This window comes from Pinisolibacter sp. DMC100 (assembly GCF_056313705.1).
Genome location: NZ_JBQUZT010000008.1, coordinates 1 through 26,758, shown reverse-complemented (window position 1 = coordinate 26,758; position 26,758 = coordinate 1). Strand labels below are relative to the sequence as shown.

The window sequence follows — 26,758 nt, the reverse complement described above, 5'->3', positions numbered from 1 at the left end:
GAGGCGATGCGCGATTTCTCCTCGGCGGCCAACACAGCCGAAGTGAGCAAGCAGGCGAAGATGAGGAATACGGTTCGAAAACGACCGAGACAAATCACTGCAAAGCACCCACCTACATCTCTCGGATGTACATGAGCAGCCGGCGAAGAGGAGTGCAAGAGCGCTCATCGGCATTCGGAAGATGTGGCCGGAATCGCCAACGTCACCATGGTCCGCATCGACCGATCATTCGTGAAGGCTCGGGCGCCCTCGAATGCGGCCGTGACGAGAAATGCTGCTTGCCACCTGACTGCGCCGTCTCCTTCGCCGGAGCCGAGTGGTGCGTGGGCGACGGTGTGTCCCTTCGTCGGGGATGTGAACCATAGACCTATATAGAAACGCCGGGTCTCTTTCCGATTTGAGGCGCTTAGTCGATCATATGGAAGTCCCGAACGGGCGTGTCTGACCGAGTAGACGAATGCGCCAGAAGCCGCCCGCAGTGGGTAACGCGATGTAGGTCGTCCTTCTGTCCTTCGTCAGCTCCCGGCTCGTGCTGAGGATCTAGGTCTTGCTGAACAATCCTCGACGAGGCTCGACTTTGACAGCGAGTGGCCCCCTGATGTCGATTCTAGCGGTTGAGACGGTCTTGTTCCCGCAATCATTGTTGACTATACTTAATCGCAGTTGAGGGTTCCACAATGCGAGTTGATCATATGCACGCTGCCGAAGCTGCGGCAGCTGCGGGTATATCGAAGCCTACCCTCCTCCGGTGGATCAAACTGGGTAAGATCGCGGATGCCGCGCGGCGTGATCGGAATGGCTGGCGGATCTTCGATCAACACGAAGTCGCTCGTATAAGAGCGATCGCTGTTTCCACCCACCCCGCTGGGGGGCAGGAATGACCAGCCTGGCCAAAAGAGACGTCATCAAGCGGCGCCCGGACTTTCTCGCCGTGGACTTCTTCTGCGGCGCAGGAGGGACCACGCGCGGACTGATTGACGCAGGCGGCTATGTTATCGCCGGCGTGGACAAGGACACTCGCTGCCGGGAGACCTATGTCGAGAACAATTCGAATGCGACTATCGACTACGCGCCCCCGAGGTTTCTGAGGCGGGACATCTTTCCCTCCACCGACGCCTATCCGGACGGCGAACACGCCGAGTTGGAGGGTGACCTTGAGCGGTTGATCGGGCACTACCGCAGTCGCGTACCGGGCACGCCGCTCCTCTTCGCCATCTGCGCGCCCTGCCAACCCTTCACGAAGCTCGCTCGCAAGGAGCTGAGCGAGGCCCGCAAAGCCGGTCGCGAGCGCGACAGCAATCTCCTGACTGAGGCAGCCAAGTTCGTAGAGCGCTTCCAGCCGGAGATGGTGTTGTCGGAAAACGTTCAGGGTATTGGTGACCCGAAGTACGGCGGCGTTTGGGATGACTTCAAGGCGCGGTTGAGACGGCTCGGCTACGTGACAGGAAGCAAGGTCGTCTGCACGTCCAACTTTGGTGTTCCTCAGTATCGACGGCGCTCTATCCTGGTCGCTGTACGGCGCGAGCTGGCGAACCCTGAGTCCCTCACCGCGGGTGACCCAGGTGAGCTAGTCGTGCCCGAGGCGGCCCCAGACAACGTCGTCAAGACGGTCCAGGCGGCAATCGGCCACCTCCCAGCGCTGGCGGCAGGCGCGACGGATCCGAAGATCCCGAACCACAAGACGCGATCGTTGAGCGACCTGAATCTGAAGCGCCTTTCTGCGGCGCTGCCGGGCGCGTCGAATATCTATATGGAGGACACTCCGGATGGCGACCTGTCGCTCGCCTGTCATCGCAAAGTGAATGCGAAACTCCACACGCGGTGCTTTACCGACGTCTACACACGAATGAGCCCCGATCGGCCGTCGCCGACAATCACCACCAAATGCCACAGCATCTCGAACGGGCGGTTCGGTCATTTCGACGTCAAACAGCTGCGGGGGATCTCTCTGCGCGAGGCCGCGGTACTCCAGTCGTTTCCCGTCGACTACGTCTTCTATCCCACAGACATGATCGAGCCGATCGCGCGCATGATTGGAAACGCTGTGCCTCCAAGGCTCGCGGAATTCTTCTCCCGCTACCTCGCCGCCTCCATCGCGCGGCCTGACGTCCAGGACGCCGCGCCGCCCGCAGGCGCGTCGACTGCTCCACATGGGTAAGGACCCCGCCCCCCAAGTCGCGGCCGCACCGTCGGCTTCGAATGTCTCATTCAAGACGCGGGCGCGGACGATCGACCACCTTGGTCGCGGCCAGATCGCCGACGCGCCGACGGCGGTGAGCGAGCTTTGGAAGAACGCTTGGGACGCCTACGCGACCAACGTCTCCCTCAACATCTTCGACGGCGCCATGGTCGTGGCAGCGGTCTTTGACGACGGGGTCGGGATGTCGGCGTCCGACTTCGTCGACCGATGGCTGGTGATTGGGACTGAGTCCAAGGTCGACGGCCCGCCCCCGCCTCCACCAGCCGATTTCGTAGGCCCTGCCCGCCAGCGGCAGGGCGAGAAGGGTATCGGGCGGTTGTCCGCCGCCTTCCTGGCGCCGGCGACACTGGTCTTGTCCCAGCAGCAGGGCGGTCGCACCTCGGCCGTCCTCGTCGACTGGCGACTGTTCGAGAACCCATTTCTTGCGCTCGATCAAATCGTCATTCCCGTCCGCACGTTCTCGGACCGCGCGGACGTGCTCGCGGAGCTGCCACAGATGATCGAGGTCGTCTTGAGCAACCTCGGTCCTGTCGGAGAGGGTGGTGCCCGCATCCTGACCGAGGAATGGCAGCGGTATGCCGACGAGGAAAAGGCGGAGGGCAAGAACTCAACAGCTCAGCGGATCATCGAGTTTTGGAAGGAGATGCCGCTTCAACGACGGCACCTCGACGAGTGGCCTGTTACCGCTGAAATCTCGGCCAAGGGCACCGCCCTCTACCTGCTCGGCGCCCACCACGAGCTTTCCGTGTGGTTGGAGGCTTCGCACGAGGATGAGGAGGCAAAAGCCGTCAAGGAACGCCTGACCGACATCCTGACGGGCTTCACCGATACTCTGACCTCCCACCCTGTCGAATTCGGCTATGAGGTCCTCACCTTCCGAGGGCAGACGCCGCGACGCGTCCTGTCGTCCACAGACGGGTTCGATTTGGATGATTTCCACCAGCTAGAGCACACGGTCGAGGGGCAGTTCGACGCCAACGGCGTGTTTCGAGGCGCCGTCCGCGCCTTCGGTGAAGACCTGGGCGAGCGGATCATTCAGCCGAAGCGACCGCTCCCCAGGGCGCGGACGGATCGGCCCGGGCCCTTCGAGTTCTCTATTGGAACGTTTGAACAAGTTGCTGCCAACTCGAGCCACAATGCCCGGCGCCACAAGGACCTGGCGGATCAGGTCGACAAATACGGCGGCGTACGGGTCTATCGCGACGGGCTGCGAGTCATGCCATATGGCTCAGCGGATGCGGATTTCTTCTCACTCGAGGAGACCCGCCAGAAGCATGCTGGCCGGTACTTCTGGGCTCATCGGCGAAGCTTCGGCCGCCTAGCCTTCACCAGATCCGACAACCCGAGCCTCCGCGACAAGGCCGGCCGTGAGGGTCTGGTCGAAAACCGCGCCAGTCGCGAGCTTCGGCTTCTGGTCCAGGACCTGCTAATCAAACTCGCGCGGGACTACTTCGGTACCGATGCGCCGGAGCGGGCCGAACGCATCGCCGAGGCCCAAAAGCGTAACCAGAAGGGCAAGAAGGCGGCAGATCAAGCTCGCAAGGCCCGGAAGTCGGCTTTCCGGGAGTACCTGGCTGCCGCCAGTGCTCGAATGCCTTCGATCAGCCAACGGATCCACGGTGTGGCCGACAAGCTCAACGACGTGGCTATCCGCTCCGACCACGAGGCGCTTGCATTCTTTAGGGGCGAACTAGAGCTCACTCGCGCGGAGATCGCTGAAGTGACGCCGCTCGACGTCCCGAGCAATCTCGGCGATGCCGAGCAGACCTACCGCACACTGCGCGATGACATCGACGAGGCAACCAACCTCGTCCGGCAGTCGGAGGAAGCCCTCCGAGCAATGGAGGCAGCCCAAGGCGCTGCATCGCCGAATGAGGTCGCCCACGCTGCGCAGCTGCGTCATCGCAAAGCGATCGATGCGTTGCTCGACGGCTATCAGAGGGAGGTGCGCGAAGGCTTCCGTGCCCTGATGGAGCAATGGACGTCCAACTTGGCGGACGACCACACCCGCTACGAACGGGCGACCACTCCAATCGTTCGCGGCGTCACAAAGGCGACGAATCTCGCCGACGTCCTGGCCTTGCTGGAGACGAACCGTCTCCAGCTGGAGACGGAATTCTCCGAGCGCTATCGCCCGATCATCCGCAACGTCGGCAGTATCGTCAAAGGCGTCGACGTGGAGACCGCTCTGGCCGCGGTCGACGAGGATCGCGAGGATCTCGATAGGAGAGTCCGAGATCTGAACGCCGTCGCCCAGCTCGGAATCACGGTGGAGATTATCGGTCACGAGCTAGAGTCGCTCGATGGCGAGGTCAGTCGAAACCTGGAGATGCTTCCAGCCGAAGTGAAAGGTAGCAAGGCGTACCGACAGGCGCTCGAGGCGCACAGGGCCCTGACGGAGAAGCTGCGGTTCCTGTCGCCCCTACAGCTTGCCGGGGCACGGATCCGCGAATCCATGACGGGTCGGATGATCGGTGAATACGTACGCGAATTCTTCGGTTCGACCTTCGAAGACAATAAGGTCCAGTTCGAGACGACGTCGACGTTCGACGCGATCCGCTTCACCGAGATGCGATCTCGGATCCTTCCGGTTTTTATCAACCTAGTGAACAACGCCGTCTACTGGGTGGCCCGGTCACCGGTGCGGGTCGTGCGGCTCGACTTCATCGAAGGCAAGGTAGTGGTCGCGGATACGGGCCCCGGCGTCGATCGCGACGACGTCTGGCGTCTGTTCCAGCTCTTTTTCACGAAACGTTCGTCCGGTCGAGGGGTCGGGCTGTATCTGAGCCGAGTGAACCTCGAGGCCGGGCGTCACTCGATACGCTACGCCGAGGACTCCGATCCCCACGTCTTGTCGGGCGCCAACTTCATTATCGAACTTCGGGGGGTGAGCGATGGAAACGGCGCAATTTGACGCCGACTACGCCGACGCAGTGGTGCGGAGCTTTCGCGACGATGCGATCCGAACCGCCATGCTCATCGACGACCAGTTTCCGACCTATCTCCAGATGCGCAGCGCGACTGTGGAGGATGAATTCAGGGAGGTCAGACGGGCGGTCAACCTGTACGGCTTCTTCCACCAACGCGGGCTTATATGCGACATCGAGAATTGGCGAAAGCCAGATGAAACCGACCTGGATCTGATCGACAAGGTGCGGAAGAGCGATTTGGTCGTGCTCGACTACCAGTTGGGTACGGATGGTCCCAAAGCTGCCCTGGAGATCCTTCGACACCTCGCCGTATCGGCTCACTTCAATCTGGTAGTCCTCTACACGAACGATGCACTGAGCAAAGTCGCCCTATCGGCAGCGGCGGCCATGCGGGGTGTTGCGCCTCCCAACCCGAAGCTGGTTCCTACGGCGGCAGTACTCGGCGAGGCGGGAGCGATCCTGGCCAGGGAGGAGTTCCGCGAGATCGATGCGGGCGGTCTCGTGGCATATCTCGCTCACGGCGAGACGCCCTGGCAGGACGATCTCAAGGCCGCCATGCTGGACGCCGAAATCCACTTGAAGAACCTACGCGCCCTGACGGACCATGTCGCGCGCAACTGGATCAAGCTTGTCTCGGAGGGCCACACGCCCTCTGAGGGGCCGGTTCTCGAACTTCGCTGCAACATAGCCGACGCCAGCACGATGTGGATCCACTGTGGAAGTTGCTTCGTCGCGGTCGTCGATAAGCAGAAGGTGGGAGACGACCAGGACGAAGGAACCTACGTCTGGAACCGGGTGGGCTCGGCCCTGCGCTCATGGCGCCCAAATTTCTATCGCCTTGTTCTGTCAGAGATCCAAAACGCCCTTGAGCTTGAGGCTGTCACCGACCACGAGGCCTGGCTGGATGACAACCTCTGCCTCGGTCTCGGGCTCTATCTGCTTGAATCCAACGATGCGGCTGCCGGCAAAATGGCGGCGGGCGCAGTAGCAGGCTCTGCCCAGAGCCTCATCGACCGGTTCGTCGACCTCATCCGCCGCCGTCTGGCTACGCACGTGAAGATCACCGAGACGGCGACGAGTATGCTCTCGGCGCGGTTGTCCACTGCACTCGGTGCTCCGCGTCCAGACGAGACCAGCCGGCACGTGCGTGCCAGGGAACTGGCACACGTCGCCGCCGACGCAACATGCGAATGGCAGGAAAAGGTGCTGCCCGCCGTCAATGCCTTCATGATCTCCGACGAATTCCGTGGCGGGCACATCACGACCGGCTCGGTCCTGCGATCGAGGGCGAGCGACTACTGGCTCTGCGTCTCGCCTGCCTGCGACCTCGAACCGAGGGAAACCGGACCAGTGCTTCTACAGCTGATCCGACTGAGCAAAGGATCGTCTACAAACAAGTATTCGACAGGCGAGCACATCGTGATTAACACGGAGAATGGGCCCGCCGTTCTGACGGCACTGAATACGCTCAATCGCCAGCCTTCGTTGAAAGTGGTTCTACTTCCAAACGGCACGGGCGTGGTTCGCGAAGGTGCGGCCGCGCCAGTGCTGACCGGATGGTTCGCTTCCTCTATGATTCCAGCCGCTCCGGTAGCGGACGGAGCCGTGCACACAACGGCGGCGGAACCAACGATCGAAGCAACAGTGGAGACGATCTCTGAGACCACACGAGCAAACGCGACTACCGAGCCAGTGGCCGAGGCCGGAGAGCCAGAAGCGGTCGTTGCTAATGGTGGAGGCATCGCGTTCACGGTAGTCGCACAGCTCCGCGGGACGTTCGCCACCCGTTTTCTACTGGCGGCCGGTCAACACTTGTCGCGTGTAGGCGTCGATTTCATTGACCTGTAGCGCGCTCACTTTTGCGCACTATTCTTGGCCATACCCACGCAGGTCGCAATATGCCCCACAAAGTTTGACCGAGACGTGGACGATAGGCGAGATAAGCAAGCAGTCTAGAAAGGTTGTACGTCCGGCATAAAGCTCGCTATGATGCATGGTCGCTGACGGGGATTCGCGGCAGTTTCAATACCTATTCGCCAAGGTCGTAGATGAAGATTGACTTCGCGCAGTGGGTCCAGGACGCATCATGTCCCGATGTGTCCGACGAATGGATCGCTGACCTTGCCAGCACGATGGCGGCGTCGGGCCGGCATCTCGCGCTTCGGGAAGAAACGGCTGATGTGCCGTCTACCGGTGGTCCGACCTCATTGTCCACCTTGCTTTGTCCGCTGTTCCTCCGCGCCGCAGGGTTCCTGGTTCCTAAGCTGGGCATTCTCGGACGCCCAGCAGGCGGGCTGGACGTCCTTGCGCAGGTTCGTGGTTACAGCACATCTTTGGAACCGGACCGGATTGAAAGAGTGCTGGCCGCTTGTGGCTACGCGCACTTCGACGCTGGGGGTGAATTCGCGCCCTTGGATCGAGAGTTCTTCCACTATCGCCAAATCAATGCGGCCCAAGCGTTGTGGCCTTTGGTAATCGCGAGTCTGCTCGCGAAGAAATTGGCCGCCTCTGTACGCGTCGTCGGTCTTGATGTGCGGGTGGCGCCGCACGGAAACTTCGGAGCCGACGAGACCAATGCCCGACGGCATGCACAGCGATTCATCTCGGTCAGCCGTTGCCTGAGCATCCAGTCATCATGTTTCCTAACCGACGCAACGGTTCCTTTTCAGCCTTACGTTGGGCGAAGCGAAGCCCTTTGGGCCCTGTCGACGATTTTTGAGGGCAAGGATTCGGCCTGGCTAACGCAGCATGTAGAGGAGTGCCGATTCATCGCTGCCGAAACCACTGGATACCGCCATCCTATTCCGCGGGCCGCTTTGGCACACCACTTCTTCGAAAATCTAGAAGCGCAGGGTGCTGATCCCGATGCTTTCGATAACGTGGTGAGAAGCACCGCTGCAGCACACTTTCCAGCAGTCATCGCGAAGACGCCAGGCCGAGTGCGTTATGACCTAGGTCTTCTCAGAACGACCATCACGGCATTCCAAGGCGAACCTCACGAGGAAACGGCATATCCGGATCTCGCGGGCATAAGACTGCTTGCCCAGCCCGGCGCCTTCGTCGAGGCTGGGGAGCCGGTGGCAAGTGTGCGTTGTCCCGCTGAGATGCGCAACACCTTCGTTGCGCGTTTAGGCAACTGTATTCACATAATACCTCCAAAAGGCGAGCAGACAGTGGAGTGCATCAATGCCTGAATTGGCCAAGTTCTGCTGTTTTGCCTGCCCAGCGGGCGACTTTACAGAAAAGGCACTCGAGCAGTGCTGTCCAACCTGTAACCGGCCTTTCGGTTTCCCCCTGAGCGCACCGCCTCAAACCATCGGTTCGTATCGGATCATAAAGCCCTTAGGTCGCGGATTTTATGCCTGCACCTACGTTGCAGAAAAGACCGGCGCACTGAAAACTAAGCATGTCCTCAAGGTCAGCCCGACATCCCTCTACACCTTCTTCAAGAAGGACTTCAACGCCGAGAGCGAGCGTCATGCGCAAGTGGCTGACGGCGCAGAGTATGTGGTTGGCATCACCGACGTCTTCGATGCGGACGTCGTCTTCGGAGATTTTTCCGCACCCTGCCACGTCGCTGTGCTCGACTACGTTGAGGGGGTGCCGCTTTCCGACCTATTTACAAAGGGAGAGAAGCTACTGGCGGGCACGGCGGCCCAGATTGCCGCAGACCTCTTCCGGCTCAAGGCCGAACTGGAGAATCGGCTGGTCAATCACAACGACCTCCACGCCTCAAACATCATCGTCGAGCGGCTAACGCCAGGGAGGTACCGCCAGGGCGCGATGGACCCATCCGTGCGGGTCGTGGCAATCGACCTGGGTTCCGTTGCGCCTGATCGTAGATCTGGGAACGGTTATCTGGGAGATCTGCATTGGATCGCCCAGCACGTTCAGGCACTGGTGGAAGTTCTGCTCCGAGAACTTGACACCATCAGTGATCTCGATAGCCGCGTGGCAAACGCACTTCAAATGATTGCCCAGAGCATCGCTCCAGCGCTTGAGAACCAACGAACTCCAGATGCCGACGATTTTGTTCATCTGATCGAGGAGCAGTACTTCAAGACGTCTGAGCCCTGGCGACCTTGGCGCAATCCGCTTGTATTGAAGACTTTTAACGCCTCGTACAACGCTCAGACGCTGGACGCTTGGCATGTGCCGCAGCTTTTAGTCGATCCGGAAGGCGCATGGCTCGCGCGGATCAGTGCGCCTGGCCCGCTGGTGATGACCGGGATGCGCGGCTGCGGCAAGACTCTGCTGCTTCGCGCTGTGCAGTTCCATGCGCGTGCAGCGCGGCATGCAGATGAGACAGACGCGGACGTGATGACTCGCCTGTCAGCAGACAACTATGTAGGGCTTTTCGTATCGGCGCAGCGCCTCCTTAACGTGGGCCAGAGTACGGAGTCACAGACTAGGGACCTCTTTCCACGCCTCTTTGTCGCTTATGCGCTCGAGGCCGCTCGAGCCTTGGCGCACTTGCTTGACATTTCCCCGGAAAAGGTCAGACACGACGCTCAGGCGGTGCTCCTCTCAGCCGTCCTGGCCGCTCTCGATCCGAGCCCCGCTGGCGCGGAACTGGCGACCGTCGAGCAGCTTGGGCGGCACCTCAGCGGCATGCTGGTAAAACTCAGCCGCAGCGACAGTAAGATCCAATTGGCCACGCATCCGGCCAACGCGTTCGCCAATCTTGCCGAAGCCGTGCGAGGCACGTCGGCGCTATGGGCTTCGGCTCAGGTGTTGTTCCTGCTCGACGACGTCTCCACCCGCTACATGGCGCCGGATCGTGTCGAGGATGTGCTTTCCGCGTTGATCTTTCAGAACCCGAACTGCGCCTTCAAGATGACCTCCGAAGCGCAGACCATTTTCCTCAGCCTCAAGTCTCCCGGCACCGTCAATCCGGCCGCGCACTGGCGAGATTTTGCCACCTTCGACCTTGGTGAGGAGGTCAATCAGCGACTGAAGCTACGCGACGGCAAACCGTTCGTGGAAATGATACTACAGCAAAGGGCCAAGTTCTATCCGGGCCATCCCCGCGGTCGTCCATCTGAGGTTCTGGGAGAGGGTTCGCGTGAACAGATCGCGGAAACCATCGCACGCTCAAAGCCGGATTCCAGAGATCGTAAGCGAGTATATAGAGGGCTGACGGCGCTGACGGCTGTGTGCGTCGGGGATATCGGAAGTGTTATTACCATCTATGAGAACATGCTCACGCGCTCTGGGGGACGAATCCCAGTTCCGGATGACGTTCAGAATGACGTCTTCCAAGATTATTGTTCCCGCCACCTCTACCTTCTCGACCGGCGGGAGGGACACCTGAAGGCGGTCGCCCAGTCTTTTGCGGAGGCCGCCCACGAGCTGCTGATCCAGTCCGGACGGCAGGGCGGACGGCGGCGCCTCAGGCAGTACGCGAGCATTTATGTTCGCATTACCACTGGCGACCGAGACGAGCAGATGGCGCGGCTGCGTGAGCTGGTGGACGCTGGCGTGTTCGTGTTCACTGGCGGCGCGGCTCGCACCAAGACGCGCGACTCGAACCCAACTCAACAATTCAAGCTCACCTTCAGGAAGATTTACGGCCTTGTGAATTTCATCGGTTTGGCGGAGCGCGACCGATTCGAGCTTTCTGGAAAAGACCTTGAGGAATGGCTTTCGAAGCCCGCGGATGGCAAGGCGATCCTGATGAGGAATCTACGACCGGATTCCGAACACAGCGATTACGCCGAAGAAGTCAAAGTCCCTATTGCTGCCCTCCCGCGGTCTATCGCGCGCCAGGGTGCGTTGGACCTTGCACTACCCACGCCGACACTTCCCGAAGAAAAGGATTTGACGACGACCGAGCGGTTGCTCAAGGACGTACATCTGCCCCTGCCGGCGATTGAAGAGCTAGATCTAACGCAGCTTGAAGGAAGCAGTATTGACACGGTAGTGATGCTCGCCCTGGGGTTTGAAGAACGCACCAAAGCCTCGGCAGCCCGACTGCTCGCAGCCGTCCGGCCACGGCACGTTGTTGCTCTGCGCTATCCCGAGCCCGGGCACACGAATGATATACTGCAGCTAGCCGAAGAGTCGGGGGCCGATGTTAGCATTATCGACTACGCAGACCTCTTCAACTGCGGCTCGATTTCGTTCGGCAAGCGATCCGTCATAGATATCACTGGCCTTGCCAAACCAGCGATTTTCCAGTTGGTCCGGGAAGCGTTGATCAGGTCGAAAGGCGTCGACGTCGCTTATACTGCTGCCGAGCACTACTTCCCGCTGGAGGCCGACTTGGATGAGGTCGTAAATGCATTTACCTCCGACAACTATCACCAGCTTCTGCTATCCCTCAAAGGCGTCCTGACCGGCGAAGGCGGACCCTATCGCTGTACTCCGCAGTTGCCAGATGATTCCGATGGCACACGCCTGCGAGGGCTCCTTGCGTTCGCATCCCCCAAGCACGAACGGCTGATTCAACTTGTGGAGGAGCGCGACTATGACCTCATAGAGGTGATGGTAAGTGATAAGCAGAATTCCCGCACCAAAATCGCGCAGATTGCCGCCGAGGTTGCTGTACGCGGGCAAGATAGCGGTAATATCCGGACCTGCAACACTAGTGATCCTGCCGCCGTTCTCCAGGCACTGGCAGAGCGTTACGAGGCTTGGTCTATCCGGGACGGGCTGAATTTCGAGATAGGCCTAACTGGAAACAAGATTCAGACCGTGGCAGCGGCTGCGTTCTGTGCGTCGTATAGAGTGAATCAGGCTTGGTACGTGTCGCCGACAGCTTTCGATCGCCAACGCTTTACAACTGGCGTTGGAGATACACGTATATTTCGAATCCACTCTGCCCGTCTATGATACTGACTTCTGATAAGACAGGCCGTCGTCCACAGATTGAAAGCGGCGATGAGGACGAAGTTGAGTTGGCTGGAGCCTGCCTGTCGTATCAGGTGGCGAAGTGCGGAGCGTTCACTCGACGCACCGCGGCCGTACGCCGGTCGAGGCTAAGAGGAGGCGGGCAAGTCAGGCTGCCTTGGCTATGCGCATTTCGACATGCATGCCGGCCGCCGCCAACATGTTGACGAGCGTGTCGAGGGCGAAGCGATCGATCTTGCCCCGCACGAGATCGGAGATCCGCGGCTGTGTCACGCCGAACAACTTCGCGGCTTCCGACTGACTGAGGCCGCTCTCGTCCAGATGGCGGCGCAGTTCCATCATCAGAGCCGAGCGCAACTTCATGTTCTCGGCTTCTTGGGGCGTATCGGCGATCGCATCCCAGACGCTTTCGAAACGCTTGCCGGTCATCGGTCGATCTCCTTCGAGAGTTCTCGATATCGCGCAGTGGCGAGAGCGATGTCGGTACGAGACGTCTTCTGTGTCTTCTTCTGGAAGCAGTGAAGGACCCAGACGGCATCGGCGAACTTGGCGACGTAGACGACCCGCCAGGCGCCAGAGGCATCGCGAATCCTGATTTCGCGAACGCCCGGTCCGATCGACGTCATCGGCTTCCAGTCGTCCGGATCGAGCCCGTGTTGGACGCGGTCGAGCTGATGGCCGGCTTCTCGCCGGGCTTCGAGCGGAAACTCGCGCAGATCGTCGAGGGAGGATCCGAGGAACTCGACGGGCTTCGGGTCTTTGCTCATGGCATCTTATACAAAAATTTGTATGACTCGGCAAGGCCGTTCTCACCCAATCGCCCACGCCCGGAACCGCGCCCGCCCGGTGATTTCACGCAAGCCCAGCTCTGCCACCATCTCGGCGGCGGCGCGCGGGGTGACGCCAAGGGCACCGGCGATGGTCTCGGTGGTGACCAGCGGCGCGGCGATCACCAACTCGACCAGTTGCGGCAGGCGGGAACTCGAACGGCGCGGACCGATGCGCCGCAGCAGGGCGTCGCGCGCCGTCAGGCGGCGGTCGTGCTCCTCGAGCGCACGGGCGGCGCCGAGCGCCATCCCGTCGAGCACCGCCTGCAGACGGACGAGCGGATCGCGGTGGCGGCGGCATTCGGGCGACACGGTCCTGAGCCCCGACGACACGTCGACCAGATGCGACCGCAACTTGCCTCGGGCCCGAAGCAGATCGGCAACAAGCAGCCGGCCGAGACCGTCTTCCTCAGGCAGCGGATCGGCGATCTCCCAGGCGACGAGGGTGCGGGCGGCGGCGAGCGTCGCCGGCCAGTCACGGGTTGCTTCGATCTCGGCAACCCAACGGGCGAGGCGTTCGTCGCGATCGGGGCGCGCTGACTGAACCCATCCCGTCGATGCGTCGGAGGAGGGGAGGGCGGCGCGGGCGAGCAGCCGATCGGTGCGGGCGAGGAGGGCATCGACCTCGCCCAGGGTCGTGGCCCACGCGTCGTCGCTCTCGCTTTCCACTTCTTCCACTTCGTCGGCGAGCTGAGGGGAGGCTGCCCCGGTGGCCTTCGGCGCGCCGCGGCCGACGAGGGCGAGCAGACCGGCGACGTCGAGAGTTGCTCCGGGAGGGAGAGACGCTAAGCGGCGGGCGCGGCGCAGGTGGGCGTGTGCCCGGGTCAGTTCGGGGGAGGGCGCGCGAGCGTCGAGGCCGGCGTCGTGGAGAACCAGATCCTCGAGCTGGACGAGCGTGCCGTCGAGGAGGAGGCTCGACACGGCTTCGGTGAAGCGATTCCGTTCGCTCCAGCCGTCGCGGATCGGGCTTCGCGCGATGCGCTCGTCGAGACGGGCGAGTGCGTCTTCGGCCGCGGCGAGCGACGGCGCAAGACGGGCCCAGGGGAAGGCGTCGAGGCGGGTGGGGAGCGATCGCATCATGTTGACCAACATGGTGAACGATCGGTAAACGGAAGTGAAGAGCGGTTTCACTTCCGGCACTCGGACATGCGGTGGCGGGTGAATATGACCATCGATAAGTACCTCTTATCGATGATAAGATGTACAAGTTTGTTGTAAGGTCTGCGGCGAGGCGCTACCCTCCCCAGATCTCATCCAGCGGAGGCTCCGATGCCGCAGAGCACCTACAAGATCGGCGAGGCGCGTCGGAACTTCGCCGAGGTGCTCGAACGCGCCCATCACGGCGAGGAGATCGTCATCCTGCGCGGCAACGAGGTCTATGCCCGCATCGGCCCAGCGACGCCCGAGGGCAAGCGTCCCTTCGGGCTCCTGCACGCACGCCGCCTGCCCGACGACCTCTTCGACCATCCCGATCCCGACCAAGCTGCGATCGACGCCGGCGACGGCAACGACGATCTCGGCATCTGGCACGGCGTTCCCGCGCGCGACGGCTCACCCGCATGAAGCTGCTTCTCGACACCCACGCGCTCTACTGGTGGATCATCGGCAGCGAACGCCTCTCGTCGAAGGCGCGGTCGCTGATCGCCGACAAGGCCAACGTCGTCCTGGTCAGCGCCGTCTCGTTCTACGAGATCGACAATAAGGTGCGGCTCGGCAAGCTCGATCTGCGCCCTCAGGAACTGCGGGCCGCGGTCGCCGAGAGCGGCCTGCAGGCGCTTCCCATCACCGATCTCCATGCCGAGCTCGCCGCGTCTTTCGACTGGGATCACCGCGACCCGTGGGATCGCATCCTGGCGGCGCAGGCTCGGCTCGAGCACTGCGCCTTCCTCTCCGTGGATGGCGCGTTCGATGCGATCCTGCACGAACGGATGTGGTGAGGGGAGCGATGCGCCTTCTCGTCGACGTCGAAGAGGCCGCCGAACGGCTCGAAGAATTGATCGAGCTCGCACGTCGTGGCGACGAGGTTCTCCTATGCCGGGGCGACCGACCGATGGTAGTGCTCTCCGCGCCGGTGGCCGGCGACGCCCGATCGACGCCGGCGGCGGGCGAGGCCGGCATCGACGCGGTGTGGGACCTCGCGAAGGAAGGGAGGCAGGTGGCGCCGCCCGGCCCCACCTCCGAGCATGGCGACTTCTATGACGAGAGCGGATCGCCGCGCTGACTGGCGCGGGCGATGCCCCGAATGGAGCGGACGAAGCCATGGCCACTGATCTGCCGAGCCCGACGTCCGATCCGGAAGCGAAACGCGCCCACGCGCTCGATGCGCTCGCCGCCATTCTTCCTGCCGATCGCCGTGACCGGCTCGCCACCATCCTTTCCGACGAGGACGTCGCCACGCTGCGCCATCTGGCCAAGCGCGGCATCGGCGACAACACGCTTCGCGCTCTCGCCTCCGATCTCGCCTATCTCGAGGCGTGGTGCCGGGCGGCGGTCGGGGCGTCCTTGCCGTGGCCCGCGCCGGAAAGCTTGGTGCTGAAGTTTGTCGCCCATCATCTGTGGGACCCGACCGAGCGCGCCGCCGATCTCGATCACGGCATGCCGGAGGAGGTGGCGTGCCGGCTGCGCGTCGACGGCGTCCTGCGGGCTGCCGGTCCACATGCACCGCAGACGGTGCAGCGACGGCTCGCCAGCTGGTCGACGCTGCATCGTTGGAAGGGGCTCGACGGGCCGTTCGGGTCGCCCTCGCTCAAGACAGCGATGCGGCTGGCGATGCGCGCCGCCGATCGCTCCCGCCGGCGCAAGAGTGCGACCGCCGTCACGCGAGACGTGCTCGACGGGATGCTCGCGACCTGCGGGACGACGTCGCTCGTCGACCTGCGTGATCGGGCGATCCTGCTCGTCGGCTTCGCCTCGGGCGGCCGTCGGCGCTCGGAACTCGCAGACCTCCGTGTCGAGCGGCTTCGCGACGAGGAGCCAGTCTTGGCCGATCCGAGAGATCCCGCTTCCGAGCCTCTCCCCTGCATGACGATCCGGCTCGGCCGCACCAAGACGAGTTCGTCCGACGACGATCGCTTTGCGGTGATCGCCGGCCGGCCGGTCGAGGCACTGAAGGCGTGGCTCGTGGCGGCGCAGATCGAGGCCGGGCCGGTGTTCCGCGGCATCGATCGCTGGGGCAATCTCGACGGCAAGGCGCTCTCGGCCCAGACGATCAATGCCATCGTCAAGAAGCGGGCAGGGCTCGCCGGGATCGATGCGGGGAAGGTATCGGCACACGGGCTGCGGTCCGGGTATCTGACGGAAGCCGCGCGGCAGGGGGTGTCGCTGCCGGAAGCGATGGCGCAGTCGCAGCATCGCTCGGTGCAACAGGCGGCACGGTACTACGACGAGGCTGGGCGACGGACAGGAAGGGCGGTTCTCCTGTGATGCCTTGGGAGAAGGGGTGGAACGTCAACGTTCGGCGACGAGCCCAAAATGAAACGGGCAGCAGTCGGAAAGGTCCACCGGCCGGATCGCAGTGAATCCGACCTCCACCATCCACGCTCGGCATCGCTCCGGTGTCGGGCGGATGTCGAGGGATGGTCCGCGTGGCGTCGCGATGTCGCTGCGCCAGTGCATCACCGAGAGCCTACCGTCCGGCCGAAGCACCCGGCGGGCTTCCGAAAGCAGGTCGATCGGGCGCTCGATATGCAACAGGTTGTAGATCATCGCGTGCGACTGCGACCCGTCGGCCAGACCGGTGCCGGCGGTCACGAAGTCTCGTCTCGCGGCCCGGACGTTCGCCAGACCGGCGTCCGTCGCCTTCTCGCGGACCAGGGTGACGAGGTCGTCCTCGATGTCGAGGGCCGTCACCGATCCCGTCGTCCGTCGCGCCGCGGGAAGCGTGAAGGTCCCGTAGCCGCAGCCGAATTCGACGGCGTCACCGAGGATCGCGTCCGCGGCGATCAAGCGTCTGATCGCCGCGTCGGCATCGAAGAAGGTCGCCCAACGGTCTTCATCGGGCATTCCGCTCTCGCGCCCCTTCATCTGCACCCCTTCAGAAGACGATGACCTTGTCGGCGGAGATCGTCGCCTGCGCCAGCGCGTCCATGGTGCTGCGCTCGGCGCCGTCCACCATCCCTTCGGCGGGTAGCCCGCGCGCGTCCATGCAGGTTCCGCAGAGGAGAACCCTGCCGCCGGCCGCGACGACGCGTTTCAGCATGCGCTCGACGTTGTAGTATCCGTCTGGGGTCTTCTGCCCGGCTCGTGCCGACAGCACGGCATCGGCCATCAGAAAGACGGTGACGCTGCCTTGCGCGTCGTGTTTACCGATGGCCTGGGCGAGCCGCAGGCCGTTGTAGACGCGCTCGGTTCCGTACGGGGGGTCATTGAGAATGAACAGGGTGTTCATCGACGTGTCTCCTCGGTCGCGGGTCGAGGAGACACCGGTTCGGAATAAAATTCAATATATCAATTGAAAGTTTGATAGTCATGGCCGAGCCGTCCCCCAAGCGTCGTGTTCTCGCCGGCCTCGCCGGTGTCGCCCGCGCGCTCGGCAACGAGCATCGCCTCGAGATCCTCGAGCATCTCGCGCAAGGGGAGCGGTCGGTCGATGCCCTCGCTGCCGTGGTCGGGTTGCCGGTGGCGAACGCGTCGCAGCATCTCCAACAGCTGCGTCGCGGGGGGCTGGTCGTCGCCCGACGTGAAGGGCGTCAGATCGTCTATCGGCTCGCCGAAGGGCCGGTGGTCGCGGCGATCACGGCCCTGCGCGAGATCGCCGAGGCCAACGTCGCGGAGGTTCGTACCGTCGTTTCCGACTATTACTCGAATATGGACGCGCTCGAGCCCGTCACCAATGACGAGCTGCTACGACGGCTCGAGAGTGGGACGGCGACGCTGCTCGACGTTCGGCCCGAGGACGAATTCGCGGCCGGTCACATCCCGGGTGCGCTGAACATCCCGCTGGCGGCGCTCGAGACCCGCATCGCCGAGATCGGACGGGATCGAGACGTCGTGGCCTATTGCCGGGGCCCCTATTGCATCCTGTCGTTCGAGGCCGTGCGACTGCTCCGCGAGAAGGGCTATCGAATTCGCCGTCTGAAGGACGGGTATCCGGAATGGCGCGCCGAGGGGCGAAAGACCGAAACGCGCACCATGGCGTCGGGCCGACGGCCGGCCGGGGCGAGTTCGGACCTCGGATGAACCGCGGTGAACCGATCGCGGGGGCGCTCGCCATGACGAGCGCTGCCGTACAGGTCTGGAACGCGGAGGTTCGACAGGTCCGCCTTTCTTGCCGGCGATCAAACGAGCCCGGTCATCAGCCCGAGGCCGACGAGGAGCATCATCCCCGCGACGGTCCATCGCACGGCGGCGACCGTCACCTTGGCTAGCAGGCGCTTGCCGACGATCGTGCCGGCGAAGGCGCCGGCGGTGGCGACCGCCACCGGCACGAGGACCGGCGAGGTCGTGGTGAAGACGTCGCGGAGGAAGGTTGCGCCGTAGACGACGAGCCGCGCGGTGTCGACCAGCACCGCCACGACCACGCCGGTGGCGACGAAGGCCTCCTTGCCGAGGCCGACGCGAATCAGGAAAGCCGAGCGCAGCGCACCCTGATTGCCGGAGAGACCACCGAAGAAGCCGGAGAGCAGCCCGCCCGGCACCAGCCAGTGCGGCGAGAAGGCGAGGCGCTGGAAGCGCTCCGAGAGATCGAGCAGGGCGAAGCCGACGATCGCCGCGCCGAGGACGAGGCCGATCGGGGCGATGCGATGGCTGCGACCGCCGAGGTCGTAGCGGGCGAGATCGGGCAGGCCGTCGAAGAGGGCGAGTGTCGCCGCGCCGAGGAGGGCCGCGACCGCCGCCGGCACGCCGAAGCGCAGGACGACGCGAAAGTCGGCGTCGCGCGCCAGTAGGGCGACCTTCAGGAGGTTGTTGGCCAGATGGACCGTCGCCGTGGCGGCGACCGCCAGGGGCAGCGGTAGGAACAGGGCGAAGATCGGCATCAGCACCGTCCCCAGCCCGAAGCCGGAGAAGAGGGTGAGACCGGCGGCGACGAAGGCGACGGTTCCGAGGAGAACGAGTTCCATGCGATCATCCCTCCCGTCGACCCCCGAGGGTCGATCATCGCTAAACGAAATACGATATCGTAATTCGATATCGATGGCAATGGAAGGGTCGTCGACCATGCGGCATCAGGACCTGCTCGCCGGTTTCGTGCGCCTGCACGTGCTCGCCCATGCGGTGCGCGGCGAGGTGTGGGGGGCTTGGATGATCGAGGAACTGGCCCACCACGGTTACCAGCTCAGCCCCGGCACCCTCTATCCGATGCTCCACGCCATGGAGAAACGCGGCTATCTCACCTGCCGAGTGGAACGGCTCGGCAAGACGGGGCGCAAGCTCTATCGCGCCACGCCGCTCGGCGAAGAGGGGCTCGAGGAGGCGCGGCGCCGGCTCGGTGAACTCTGGGGGGAGGTCGGATCGCGGGCGTGACGAGCCGGAGCGCCGAGGTTCGACGCCCTGTGGGTCGCGTCGCGGCCCGTCGAACGAAGAACGGGCCGATCGAGTCTGTCGCTACGATCGGCCCGAGGTGGGAGGCGTGACCGGCGAGCCTTCGTCGCTCGCCGGTCGGGGCGTTCGATCACTTGTCGAAGATCAGATGCAGGGGTTCGCGCACCTGGGCGTGGCGGACCTGGGCGTTGTCGAAGAAGGCGACGCCGAAGCCGTAGACCTTGGCGAGGTCGTCGAACTGAACGTCGAACTTCGAGGCAGTGGTCAGCGGGCGCTCGATCAGGATGGTCCACTTGCCGGCCTTCCACTTGGCCGAGGTCTTGATCACCCCGCGGTCGCCGGTGAAGGGTTCGACGACGATCGAGGCGACCTCGTCGCCGGCGACGAACTTCGAATCGTCGAAGGGCGCCTTGTCGGCTTCACGCAGCCAGTAGGTGCCACCCTTGTTGGCGGCGAGACCGCTCTTGTTCATGAACTCAGGCTTGCCGTCGACGAGCTTGATGTCGGCATAACCGCCACCGGTCTTGGCGTCGGACTTGCGGCCGGCCTCCGGCGACTTGGCCGCGTCGAAGCGGGTGCTGTCGAGATACTGGTTGTCGATCTGGCCGAGGAAGCCACCACGGACGTACTTCAGGTGCCAGATGTCGCCGAGCTCTCCCTCGTCCTCGGTGTATTTGTTGCCGTAGGGCTTGCCCGGCTCGCCGGCATGGCAGGAGGCCTGACAGCCGAACTTCTCGTCGAAGCCGAAGATCGAGTGGCCGATGTTCCAGATCAGAGCAACCTTGTCTTCGTAGACGAGGTTGTTGTCGCCGCCCTTGTCGTTCGGATCGGAGATCTTCTTCCACGAGCCGTCGGCCTGCTTGACGAACGGGCTGCGGCGCACGGAGTAGGACGGATCGTCGTAGGTGAGGCGAAGGAACACCGACTTGGCGTCGTAGGCGGCCTGGACGGTGCCGGTGGTCTCGCCGAGGTTGTCCTTGAAGTTGACGCCCTTGGTCGCCTTGATCGGCGTCGCGGGCGCCTTCTCCCAGACGCCGGTCACGACGTCGGCGTCGAGCGCCGGTGCGGCGGCGGCCTTGATCGCATGGACCGGCACGGGCTTCAGCGGAACCTTCTTTTCTTCTTCGGCGAGGGCCGCGCCGGCAAGGAGCGCGAGCGGCAATACGAGGGCGGCGGTGCGGAGCAGGGTCTTCATGATCGAGGTCCTTCTCTTCGGGTGCGCGGCGGGGATCACTCCTCGTGCCAGCCCGTGATCATCATCTTGAACAGCGAAGTGGGTCGGACACCGGTGGTGCCGAGGTAGATGTGCGCCAGCATGAACAGGATCACGGCGACGCCGGCGAGGTAGTGGAGCATCGCCACCGGCAGGAGGCCGTCGAGACCGAGGATCCGGGTCGGAGCGAGGTCCGGGAATAGGAAGACGACACCGGTCAGCACCACGGTCGGCACGACCAGATACATGATCACCCAGTAGACGACCGCCTGGAGGGCGTTGAAGTTGGCCTCGACCGTCGGCGGATAGGGATGGGGCTCACCGCGGAAGATGCCGTAGGCATAGAAGCGGGCCTGCTTCCAGCAGCGAGCGAGGACGCCCGGCGGCTTCGGCACGTATTGCCACCAGTTGCCGGTGACGATGTTGGCGATCACGAAGAAGCCGTAGGCGACGAGCAGCGCCACGCCGGCGACGTCGTGGATCTTCGCCGCAAGGCTGAAGGGCACGAGGTAGAGGCCGGGATCGGCGAAGTGCAGGCTTGCCCCGGTCACCGCCAGCACGATCATCAGGAGCGCGTTGGTCCAGTGCCACAGGCGCAGCCAGGGCGGCAGCAGATAGATGCGATGGCTCATGACGCCCTCCTGCGACGGATGATGCTCATGACGATGCGGACGGCGCCGTGGCCGAGCAGGCCGAGGGCGGTGAGGGCGAAGACGGCGATGACGGCGCGGTCGATCAGCGGATGGCGGGTGGCGCCGACCACATAGGCTGAGCCGAGCACCGAAGCGTTGGCGAAGCCGAGGTCGGTGCCGACGTTGGCGGCGGCGTGGCGGTAGAGGCGGGTGGCGAGTGCGGAATCCTGCGAATGGCAGGTGACGCAGGCCTTCTCCGACTTGTCCTTGCCGAGGATCTCGTGAGAGGTGGCGAGGCTCTTCACCGGCGAGATCGGCGTGTGGCACTCGATGCAGCGCACCGCCGACCAGTGCAGGCGTGCATTGGGCAGCCAGTCGTGGGTGGCGTAGAGGTCGGGCCGGACCTTCTTGGTCGGCAGCGCCTGGGAGAAGGAGCCGTAGCGCAGATCCGAATTGTGGCAGTCGACGCACATGGCGTTGTCCTGGGCCACGATCTTGCGCGGATCGCCGACCTTCGCCGCGACCTTGTAGACGTGCGGGTCGTGGCACGTCTGGCAGGTGAACCTGCCTTCGAGGTTCTTGGCGTGGACGCTGTCCTTGAACTGTGTCTCGACCCGGAGTGCCTTGGTGGCGTGGCACTCGCCGCACTCGCTGATCGACTTCTTCGCCTCGGCGGCATGCGGGAAGGCGACGTAGCCCTGGCCGTGGCAGACCTTGCACTCCATGCCGGCGTGGTTGGAGCCGTCGAACTGCTTGGGGTCGTGGACGAACTTCGCCAGCGCCGCGAGGTCCATGTCGGCGCGCGGCGGGTTCTTCAGCCCGGCCTCGGTATGGCAGGCGTAACACTCGGCGTTCGACTTGGCGATCTTCTCGATCAGGGCGGGATCGGTCGGCGCGGCGCCCTTGACGTCGGCGGCCCCTGCCATCCCCGGCGCGGCCACGACCATCGCGAAAGCGAAGGCGGCGAAGAGCGATTTCGAGGCGGACCTCATGCGGCGTTCCCCCTTCCGGTCGGAGGGAGAACCGCAAGACCCGGGCCACTCTCGAAGAATTCCAGAAGTCGTGGTTTCCGGCCGGTTTCTCGATGTCGTCCGCTCGGTGTCCGGGGTCGCCGACTGTCACGTTTTCGCGACAGGTGTCGTCAATCGATGACGATGCCCCAGCGCTTCATCCGGACGTAGAGGTTCTGCCGCGGGATGCCGGAGAGCCGCGCCGCCTCCGAGACGTTGCCGCCGGCCGCGACGAAGAGGCGGCGCAGGTAGTCCTGCTCGAAGTCCTCGCGGGCGTCGCGATAGGCGGCGACGTCGCGCCCGCCGTACTCGCTGCCGCCCGGCGCGGCGGCGGCCGGCGCGACCGCCGGCTCGATCACCGCGGCAACCTGGGAGACGTCGATCGGGCCGCCGGGATGCAGCGCCACCAGCCGCTCGATCGCATGTTTCAACTGCCGCACGTTGCCCGGCCAGGACTGGGCCTCGAGTAACCGCAGCGCCTCCGGCGACCACGGGCCGACCGTGCGGCCGAACTTCGCCTGGAAATGCTCGAGGAAATGGGTGGCGAGCAGCACCACGTCACCGGCCCGCTCCCGGAGCGGCGGCAGGCGCAGCGCGACGACGTTGATGCGATAGAAGAGATCCTCGCGGAAGGAACCGGCCGCCACCAGCCCGGCGAGCGGCCGGTTGGTCGCGGCGATCAGCCGGAAATCGCTCGACCGCCGCTCGGTCGAGCCGATGCGGGAGAAACAGCCGTCCTGGAGGACACGCAGCAGCGCCGATTGCAGCTTGGGGCTCATGTCGGCGATCTCGTCTAGGAAGAGCGAGCCGCCGCCGGCCTTCTCGATGGTGCCGGGGGTGGTCTTGGCCGCTCCGGTGAAGGCGCCCTTCTCGTAGCCGAACAGCAGGCCTTCGAGCAGGCTTTCGGGCAGCGCGCCGCAGTTGACGTCGAGATAGGGAGCCCGGGCGCGGCGGCTCTCGGCATGGATCAAGCGGGCGACGACGTCCTTGCCGGTGCCGCTCTCGCCCTCGAGCAGGACCGTGGTGTCGAGCGTCGCCACCTGGCGGATCTGATCGACGAGGCGCGACATCGCAGGCGAGGCGGCGATCAACTTCGGCCCCGCGACCTCCGCCCGCAGCCGATCGATCTCGCGATAGGCGCGGTCCATCTCCAGGGCCTTGTCGATCACCCGTTCGAGGTCCTCGAGATCCTCGAACGGCTTGGTGCGGTAGTCGAAGAGGCCCTCGCGCACCGCCCGCATCGCGTCCTGGACGTCGGCATGACCGGTGATCATGATCGACACCAGCCGCGGTCGCTGCGCACGGAACTCGCGCAAGAGGCCGAGACCGTCGGCGTCGGGCAGGCGCTGGTCCATCAGCACCAGATTGAAGTCCTCGGCCGCGAAGGCGGCGCGCGCCTCCGCGCCCGTCTCCGCGAAGCGGAGGACGGCGCAGCGATCCCGCAGCAACCCATCGAGTAGGGTGCGGGTGAAGTGGTCGTCGTCGACGACGAGGATCTTGGGCGATGTCATGCGGCGCGATCCCGTCAGGCACTGGTCGAGGCGGTGGAGACCGTCTCCGGGATCCACACAGCAAGAGACGCACCACCTTCCGGCCGATTGCCGGCCGTCACCTCGCCCTCGTGCAGGAGAACGATGTGTTGCACCACCGCGAGACCGAGGCCGGTGCCCTCCTTGCGCGTCGTGAAAAACGGTGTGAACAGCCGGCGCATGGCGTCCTCGGAGATTCCCGGGCCGTCGTCCTCCACCGTGACGCGCCAGCCGCGCCGGCCATCGCCGTGAGAGGCCGGCGCCAGAGCGATCCGGATGTGCCCGCGCTCGCCGGTGGCCTGTGCGGCATTGGTGAGCAGGTTGAAGATCGCGTGGCCGAGCAGATTGGGATCGACCATCGCGATCGCCGGCGCCTCCGGCATGGCGCGCTCGACCGAGACCTTGCGACCGATGCTCTGGTTGAACAGCGCCAGCGCCTCGTCGACGACGGTCCTGAGATCGGTCGGCCGACTGTCGAAACAGGAGACCTTGGTGAAGGCGAGCATCCGCTTGACGAAGGCCGAGCAGTTCTGCCCGGCCTTGCGGATCTCGCCGAGCAGCTCCCGCACCCGGTCAGGCTTGTCCGCCGAGCGCTCGGCGAGCTGGGCCATGTTGACGACCCCGACCAGCGGGTTGTTGAGCTGGTGGGCGATCTCGCCGACCATCGTGCCCATGGCGGAGAGCTTCTCCAGTTGGACGATGCGTTGATGTTCCTCCGAGATCGTCAGCAACCGATGCTCCAACTCGTGCTGGCGCCGGTAGGCGGCTTCGACGCCGGAGAGCGCCCGATTGAAGGAGAAAAAGACGCCGGCTCCGGCAGCGAGGCTCGCGAGCGTGGCGAGGATCATCCAGTTGGTGAAGGTCGCCTGAGCCCGGCTGCGATCGGCGAAGATCGCCAGAACACCGACGACGCGGCCCGAGGCGTCGACGAGCGGCGCCGTCGCCATCGACAGCGGCCCGTCGCCGGTCTGAACCGTCCGGATCGACCCGTCGCGCAGGAGGTCGGGGAAGAGCGCCCGTTCGGTTGGAAACGCTTCCGCGGAGGATTGCGAGACCAGGACGTGGTCGCCGATTTCGATGAGGCGGGCCGGCTGGCCCGGCATGCGCCGCCCCTGCCGCCAAGCCGCCGGTTCGGTCGTGTCGCGTCGGATCAACGCGTGGAGATGGACGCCGAGCGACAGGCCGGTGTCGGCGAGCAGCGGGCCGATCTCTTCGCCCAGTTCGATGAGACCGATGGTCGTTCCGTCGTGCCGCCAAGGCGTGACCGAGCGTAGGGTCAATGTCCCGAAGGGGCCGAGTTCGATGCCGGCGCTCGGTCGACCGGTCTCGGCCGCCGTCCGAGTGGTGAAGCGATCGATGACGTCGCCGTGGCTCTCCGGCTCGTGCAGGCGCAGGACGTTCACCCGGTCGAGGCCGGTGAAATAGAGATGGGTGATCCGGTGATCGCGGTTCAGCGTCTCGAAGAAGGGACCGGTCAGGGCACGCAGCCTCGCCCGGTCCGCTACCTGAAAGGCATGCGCGATCTCGTCGGAAGTGCCGAGTGCGGCGACCGTCGCCCGCATCAGGCCGGTCGCGGTGGTTATCTTCTGGGCGAGCAGGGTCTCGACCGAGCGCACCGCGGCGGAGAAGTCGTCGTCGCGGGTGCGACGCTCGATCACCCAGACGGTCGCGACGAAGGCGACGACGACGAAAGCGATCAGCCCGGCGAGCCGCGCCAGGATGTCACGGCGGACCGGCGGATGAGCCGTCCGTTCGAGAGGTTTCGGCGCTGCCGTCATGGCGCGAATGTCCTCGTTCGATCGGCTCGCGAGTTGCTCGGCGCCGCTTGCGACCTGCTTATCACGCGCGTTCGAAATCACTGCACTTCGCGCGACCCCGTATCGACGTCACCGCACCCGGAGCTCGGTCATCATGCCGGTCGCCATGTGATAGAGGTGGTGACAATGCAGGAACCACTCTCCCGGCTTGTCGAGATCGACGGCGACCACCACCGGCGTATGCGGCGGGACGATCACCGTGTCCCGCATCGGTCCGGAGAGGCGGCCGTCGCGGGTGCCGACCACCTGGAAGTGATGCCCGTGCAGATGCATCGGGTGCATCATCGCGGTGGGGTTCATGAACATGATCTCGATGCGCTCGCCGACCTTCGCCTCGAGCGGCATGTGTTCGCCGTGGACGGCGCCGTTGAGCGTCCAGCGATAGCCGGGCGCCTCGCCCAGCATCAGATGGAACATGCGATCGGCCGGACGTGGCGCGAGCGGGCGGGCGGCCGCCAGACGTAGGTCGAGCGAGAGATCGGTGTGGGCGGCGGCGGTCGCGGCGACATCGGCGAGACGCGTCACCGTGGCGCCCGCGGTCGCCAGGACGATGCCGGTCAGCGCGCGGTCGGCCTCGACCTGCGCCAGGATCGGGAAGGCTCCGCCCTCGCGCGGAACGGTGACGACGAGATCGATGCGCTGCCCTTGCGCGAGCGGGAAGCGGGTGCCGGCGAGCGGCCGGCAGGGGGATCCGTCGACCGCGACGCATTCGGCGGCGAGGCCACCGGTGTCGACGAAATAGGCCGTCGCCGTGGCGCCGTTGACGAGGCGCAGCCGCACCCGGCCGCCGCGCTCGACCCGCACCACCTGCGGATCGTCGAGGGTGCGGTCGTTGGCGAGATGGGCGTCGTAGCGGACATCGTTGGCATGCGGGGCGGCGCCCATCATGCCCATCATCGCGCCCGGGCCCATCCCCGGCATCGCGCCCGGGCTCATACCCTGCATCATGCCCGGACCCATGCCCTGCATCATGCCCGGTCCCATCCCCGGCATCCCGCCGGGGCCGTGCATGGCGTGGCCGTTCATCGAACCCATCGCCATGCCGGGCATCGCGCCGGATTGCGGGGCCGGTGCCGGGGCGGGTGCCGCGCGGTGGCCCGCATGTGGGTCCTGCACCGGGGCCGCCGCCGCGCCATGGGCGCCGTGAGCGCTGCCGGCGCCGCCGAGCTCGGCGAGGATCTCCTCCGGTGTGCGGAAGGCGAAGTCGTGCAACATGACGACGACGTTCTGCACGTCGCCGGCGTCCTTCTCGATCGTCACCATCGGCG

The 26,758-nt window shown here is 64.5% G+C and carries 25 protein-coding genes; 12 read left to right on the top strand and 13 right to left on the bottom strand.

Annotation, left to right across the window (positions count from 1 at the left end; translation table 11 throughout):
- Positions 1-677 precede the first annotated feature (677 nt).
- The 6 genes from ACT541_RS18750 (at position 678) to ACT541_RS18725 (ending at position 11,964) form a co-directional block, all read left to right on the top strand.
- A complete protein-coding gene (locus ACT541_RS18750; protein WP_476138628.1) occupies positions 678-881 on the top strand; it encodes a MerR family transcriptional regulator in 204 nt (67 codons plus the stop codon).
- The gene (locus ACT541_RS18745; RefSeq protein ID WP_476138627.1) at positions 878-2,158 is read left to right on the top strand and encodes a DNA cytosine methyltransferase; all 1,281 of its coding nucleotides are present in this window, start codon (positions 878-880) and stop codon (positions 2,156-2,158) included. Before ACT541_RS18750 ends, ACT541_RS18745 begins: the two co-directional genes overlap by 4 nt.
- Positions 2,151-5,114 carry an ATP-binding protein gene (locus ACT541_RS18740; RefSeq protein ID WP_476138626.1) on the top strand — a complete coding sequence of 988 codons (2,964 nt, stop codon included), beginning with the start codon at positions 2,151-2,153 and terminating at the stop codon, positions 5,112-5,114. The genes ACT541_RS18745 and ACT541_RS18740 overlap by 8 nt, the downstream gene beginning before the upstream one ends.
- Positions 5,095-6,978 (top strand): response regulator receiver domain, encoded by a 1,884-nt coding sequence (locus tag ACT541_RS18735; protein ID WP_476138625.1) that lies wholly within the window; start codon positions 5,095-5,097, stop codon positions 6,976-6,978. The genes ACT541_RS18740 and ACT541_RS18735 overlap by 20 nt, the downstream gene beginning before the upstream one ends.
- Positions 6,979-7,178: 200 nt before the next feature.
- Positions 7,179-8,324: a hypothetical protein gene (locus ACT541_RS18730; protein WP_476138624.1), complete on the top strand. Its 1,146-nt coding sequence runs from the start codon at positions 7,179-7,181 to the stop codon at positions 8,322-8,324.
- Positions 8,317-11,964, top strand: coding sequence for an ORC-CDC6 family AAA ATPase (locus tag ACT541_RS18725; RefSeq protein WP_476138623.1), 3,648 nt, complete (start codon positions 8,317-8,319; stop codon positions 11,962-11,964). The genes ACT541_RS18730 and ACT541_RS18725 overlap by 8 nt, the downstream gene beginning before the upstream one ends.
- A 165-nt stretch (positions 11,965-12,129) precedes the next feature.
- Here ACT541_RS18725 and ACT541_RS18720 read toward each other — a convergent pair whose 3' ends face one another.
- The 3 genes from ACT541_RS18720 to ACT541_RS18710 are packed head-to-tail and all read right to left on the bottom strand — an operon-like array spanning position 12,130 to position 13,901.
- On the bottom strand, positions 12,130-12,411 hold the full coding sequence (locus tag ACT541_RS18720; RefSeq protein ID WP_476138622.1) for a helix-turn-helix domain-containing protein: 282 nt from the start codon (positions 12,409-12,411) through the stop codon (positions 12,130-12,132).
- On the bottom strand, positions 12,408-12,749 hold the full coding sequence (locus ACT541_RS18715; RefSeq protein WP_333822941.1) for a type II toxin-antitoxin system RelE/ParE family toxin: 342 nt from the start codon (positions 12,747-12,749) through the stop codon (positions 12,408-12,410). The genes ACT541_RS18720 and ACT541_RS18715 overlap by 4 nt, the downstream gene beginning before the upstream one ends.
- 42 nt (positions 12,750-12,791) lie before the next feature.
- A complete protein-coding gene (locus ACT541_RS18710; RefSeq protein ID WP_476138621.1) occupies positions 12,792-13,901 on the bottom strand; it encodes an RHE_PE00001 family protein in 1,110 nt (369 codons plus the stop codon).
- 177 nt (positions 13,902-14,078) lie between these two features.
- Between ACT541_RS18710 and ACT541_RS18705 the strand changes: the two genes are divergently transcribed.
- The 4 genes from ACT541_RS18705 to ACT541_RS18690 are packed head-to-tail and all read left to right on the top strand — an operon-like array spanning position 14,079 to position 16,232.
- Positions 14,079-14,372, top strand: coding sequence for a type II toxin-antitoxin system Phd/YefM family antitoxin (locus tag ACT541_RS18705; protein ID WP_476138620.1), 294 nt, complete (start codon positions 14,079-14,081; stop codon positions 14,370-14,372).
- The gene (locus tag ACT541_RS18700; RefSeq protein ID WP_476138619.1) at positions 14,369-14,746 is read left to right on the top strand and encodes a type II toxin-antitoxin system VapC family toxin; all 378 of its coding nucleotides are present in this window, start codon (positions 14,369-14,371) and stop codon (positions 14,744-14,746) included. The genes ACT541_RS18705 and ACT541_RS18700 overlap by 4 nt, the downstream gene beginning before the upstream one ends.
- Positions 14,747-14,754: 8 nt before the next feature.
- Positions 14,755-15,030, top strand: a complete 276-nt coding sequence (locus ACT541_RS18695; protein WP_476138618.1) for a prevent-host-death family protein — start codon at positions 14,755-14,757, stop codon at positions 15,028-15,030.
- 38 nt (positions 15,031-15,068) lie between these two features.
- Positions 15,069-16,232: a site-specific integrase gene (locus tag ACT541_RS18690; RefSeq protein ID WP_476138617.1), complete on the top strand. Its 1,164-nt coding sequence runs from the start codon at positions 15,069-15,071 to the stop codon at positions 16,230-16,232.
- Between the two features lie 24 nt (positions 16,233-16,256).
- On the opposite strand, the gene ACT541_RS18685 is transcribed toward ACT541_RS18690, so the two are convergent.
- From ACT541_RS18685 to ACT541_RS18675, 3 genes are read right to left on the bottom strand one after another with little or no spacing between them, the layout of a single operon-like run.
- Entirely contained in the window at positions 16,257-16,811 is a 555-nt protein-coding gene (locus ACT541_RS18685) for a class I SAM-dependent methyltransferase (protein WP_476138616.1), read from the bottom strand.
- A 31-nt stretch (positions 16,812-16,842) separates the two neighbouring features.
- Positions 16,843-17,196 carry a DsrE/DsrF/TusD sulfur relay family protein gene (locus tag ACT541_RS18680; RefSeq protein WP_476138615.1) on the bottom strand — a complete coding sequence of 118 codons (354 nt, stop codon included), beginning with the start codon at positions 17,194-17,196 and terminating at the stop codon, positions 16,843-16,845.
- Positions 17,197-17,255: 59 nt separating this feature from the next.
- Positions 17,256-17,453, bottom strand: a complete 198-nt coding sequence (locus ACT541_RS18675; RefSeq protein WP_476138693.1) for a hypothetical protein — start codon at positions 17,451-17,453, stop codon at positions 17,256-17,258.
- On the opposite strand from ACT541_RS18675, the gene ACT541_RS18670 reads away from it, so the two are divergent.
- On the top strand, positions 17,361-17,987 hold the full coding sequence (locus tag ACT541_RS18670) for an ArsR/SmtB family transcription factor (protein WP_476138686.1): 627 nt from the start codon (positions 17,361-17,363) through the stop codon (positions 17,985-17,987). The two genes, ACT541_RS18675 and ACT541_RS18670, sit on opposite strands and share 93 nt — an antisense overlap.
- A 98-nt stretch (positions 17,988-18,085) precedes the next feature.
- On the opposite strand, the gene ACT541_RS18665 is transcribed toward ACT541_RS18670, so the two are convergent.
- The gene (locus ACT541_RS18665; RefSeq protein ID WP_476138614.1) at positions 18,086-18,868 is read right to left on the bottom strand and encodes a TSUP family transporter; all 783 of its coding nucleotides are present in this window, start codon (positions 18,866-18,868) and stop codon (positions 18,086-18,088) included.
- Positions 18,869-18,965: 97 nt separating this feature from the next.
- Here ACT541_RS18665 and ACT541_RS18660 point away from each other — a divergent pair, with 97 nt between their 5' ends.
- Positions 18,966-19,271, top strand: coding sequence for a PadR family transcriptional regulator (locus ACT541_RS18660; RefSeq protein WP_476138613.1), 306 nt, complete (start codon positions 18,966-18,968; stop codon positions 19,269-19,271).
- Positions 19,272-19,419: 148 nt separating this feature from the next.
- Here ACT541_RS18660 and ACT541_RS18655 read toward each other — a convergent pair whose 3' ends face one another.
- The 6 genes from ACT541_RS18655 to ACT541_RS18630 form a co-directional block, all read right to left on the bottom strand.
- The gene (locus ACT541_RS18655; protein ID WP_476138612.1) at positions 19,420-20,484 is read right to left on the bottom strand and encodes an ethylbenzene dehydrogenase-related protein; all 1,065 of its coding nucleotides are present in this window, start codon (positions 20,482-20,484) and stop codon (positions 19,420-19,422) included.
- A gap of 35 nt (positions 20,485-20,519) precedes the next feature.
- Complete coding sequence (locus ACT541_RS18650) at positions 20,520-21,134, bottom strand: cytochrome b/b6 domain-containing protein (RefSeq protein ID WP_476138611.1); 615 nt, start codon at positions 21,132-21,134, stop codon at positions 20,520-20,522.
- Entirely contained in the window at positions 21,131-22,126 is a 996-nt protein-coding gene (locus tag ACT541_RS18645; RefSeq protein ID WP_476138610.1) for a cytochrome c3 family protein, read from the bottom strand. Before ACT541_RS18645 ends, ACT541_RS18650 begins: the two co-directional genes overlap by 4 nt.
- 149 nt (positions 22,127-22,275) lie before the next feature.
- Entirely contained in the window at positions 22,276-23,655 is a 1,380-nt protein-coding gene (locus tag ACT541_RS18640; protein ID WP_476138609.1) for a sigma-54-dependent transcriptional regulator, read from the bottom strand.
- A gap of 14 nt (positions 23,656-23,669) precedes the next feature.
- Complete coding sequence (locus ACT541_RS18635) at positions 23,670-25,451, bottom strand: ATP-binding protein (RefSeq protein ID WP_476138608.1); 1,782 nt, start codon at positions 25,449-25,451, stop codon at positions 23,670-23,672.
- Between the two features lie 108 nt (positions 25,452-25,559).
- Positions 25,560-26,758, bottom strand: a 1,199-nt coding sequence (locus tag ACT541_RS18630) for a multicopper oxidase family protein (protein WP_476138607.1), incomplete at its 5' end; no start/stop codon positions are given.

What these genes read in the sequence shown, in the direction of transcription:
- ACT541_RS18750 (WP_476138628.1), top strand. Translation starts at nt 678, where the DNA reads ATGCGAGTTGATCATATGCACGCTGCCGAAGCTGCGGCAGCTGCGGGT.
- ACT541_RS18745 (WP_476138627.1), top strand. Translation starts at nt 878, where the DNA reads ATGACCAGCCTGGCCAAAAGAGACGTCATCAAGCGGCGCCCGGACTTT.
- ACT541_RS18740 (WP_476138626.1), top strand. Translation starts at nt 2,151, where the DNA reads ATGGGTAAGGACCCCGCCCCCCAAGTCGCGGCCGCACCGTCGGCTTCG.
- ACT541_RS18735 (WP_476138625.1), top strand. Translation starts at nt 5,095, where the DNA reads ATGGAAACGGCGCAATTTGACGCCGACTACGCCGACGCAGTGGTGCGG.
- ACT541_RS18730 (WP_476138624.1), top strand. Translation starts at nt 7,179, where the DNA reads ATGAAGATTGACTTCGCGCAGTGGGTCCAGGACGCATCATGTCCCGAT.
- ACT541_RS18725 (WP_476138623.1), top strand. Translation starts at nt 8,317, where the DNA reads ATGCCTGAATTGGCCAAGTTCTGCTGTTTTGCCTGCCCAGCGGGCGAC.
- ACT541_RS18720 (WP_476138622.1), bottom strand. Translation starts at nt 12,411, where the DNA reads ATGACCGGCAAGCGTTTCGAAAGCGTCTGGGATGCGATCGCCGATACG.
- ACT541_RS18715 (WP_333822941.1), bottom strand. Translation starts at nt 12,749, where the DNA reads ATGAGCAAAGACCCGAAGCCCGTCGAGTTCCTCGGATCCTCCCTCGAC.
- ACT541_RS18710 (WP_476138621.1), bottom strand. Translation starts at nt 13,901, where the DNA reads ATGTTGGTCAACATGATGCGATCGCTCCCCACCCGCCTCGACGCCTTC.
- ACT541_RS18705 (WP_476138620.1), top strand. Translation starts at nt 14,079, where the DNA reads ATGCCGCAGAGCACCTACAAGATCGGCGAGGCGCGTCGGAACTTCGCC.
- ACT541_RS18700 (WP_476138619.1), top strand. Translation starts at nt 14,369, where the DNA reads ATGAAGCTGCTTCTCGACACCCACGCGCTCTACTGGTGGATCATCGGC.
- ACT541_RS18695 (WP_476138618.1), top strand. Translation starts at nt 14,755, where the DNA reads ATGCGCCTTCTCGTCGACGTCGAAGAGGCCGCCGAACGGCTCGAAGAA.
- ACT541_RS18690 (WP_476138617.1), top strand. Translation starts at nt 15,069, where the DNA reads ATGGCCACTGATCTGCCGAGCCCGACGTCCGATCCGGAAGCGAAACGC.
- ACT541_RS18685 (WP_476138616.1), bottom strand. Translation starts at nt 16,811, where the DNA reads ATGCCCGATGAAGACCGTTGGGCGACCTTCTTCGATGCCGACGCGGCG.
- ACT541_RS18680 (WP_476138615.1), bottom strand. Translation starts at nt 17,196, where the DNA reads ATGAACACCCTGTTCATTCTCAATGACCCCCCGTACGGAACCGAGCGC.
- ACT541_RS18665 (WP_476138614.1), bottom strand. Translation starts at nt 18,868, where the DNA reads ATGGAACTCGTTCTCCTCGGAACCGTCGCCTTCGTCGCCGCCGGTCTC.
- ACT541_RS18660 (WP_476138613.1), top strand. Translation starts at nt 18,966, where the DNA reads ATGCGGCATCAGGACCTGCTCGCCGGTTTCGTGCGCCTGCACGTGCTC.
- ACT541_RS18655 (WP_476138612.1), bottom strand. Translation starts at nt 20,484, where the DNA reads ATGAAGACCCTGCTCCGCACCGCCGCCCTCGTATTGCCGCTCGCGCTC.
- ACT541_RS18650 (WP_476138611.1), bottom strand. Translation starts at nt 21,134, where the DNA reads ATGAGCCATCGCATCTATCTGCTGCCGCCCTGGCTGCGCCTGTGGCAC.
- ACT541_RS18645 (WP_476138610.1), bottom strand. Translation starts at nt 22,126, where the DNA reads ATGAGGTCCGCCTCGAAATCGCTCTTCGCCGCCTTCGCTTTCGCGATG.
- ACT541_RS18640 (WP_476138609.1), bottom strand. Translation starts at nt 23,655, where the DNA reads ATGACATCGCCCAAGATCCTCGTCGTCGACGACGACCACTTCACCCGC.
- ACT541_RS18635 (WP_476138608.1), bottom strand. Translation starts at nt 25,451, where the DNA reads ATGACGGCAGCGCCGAAACCTCTCGAACGGACGGCTCATCCGCCGGTC.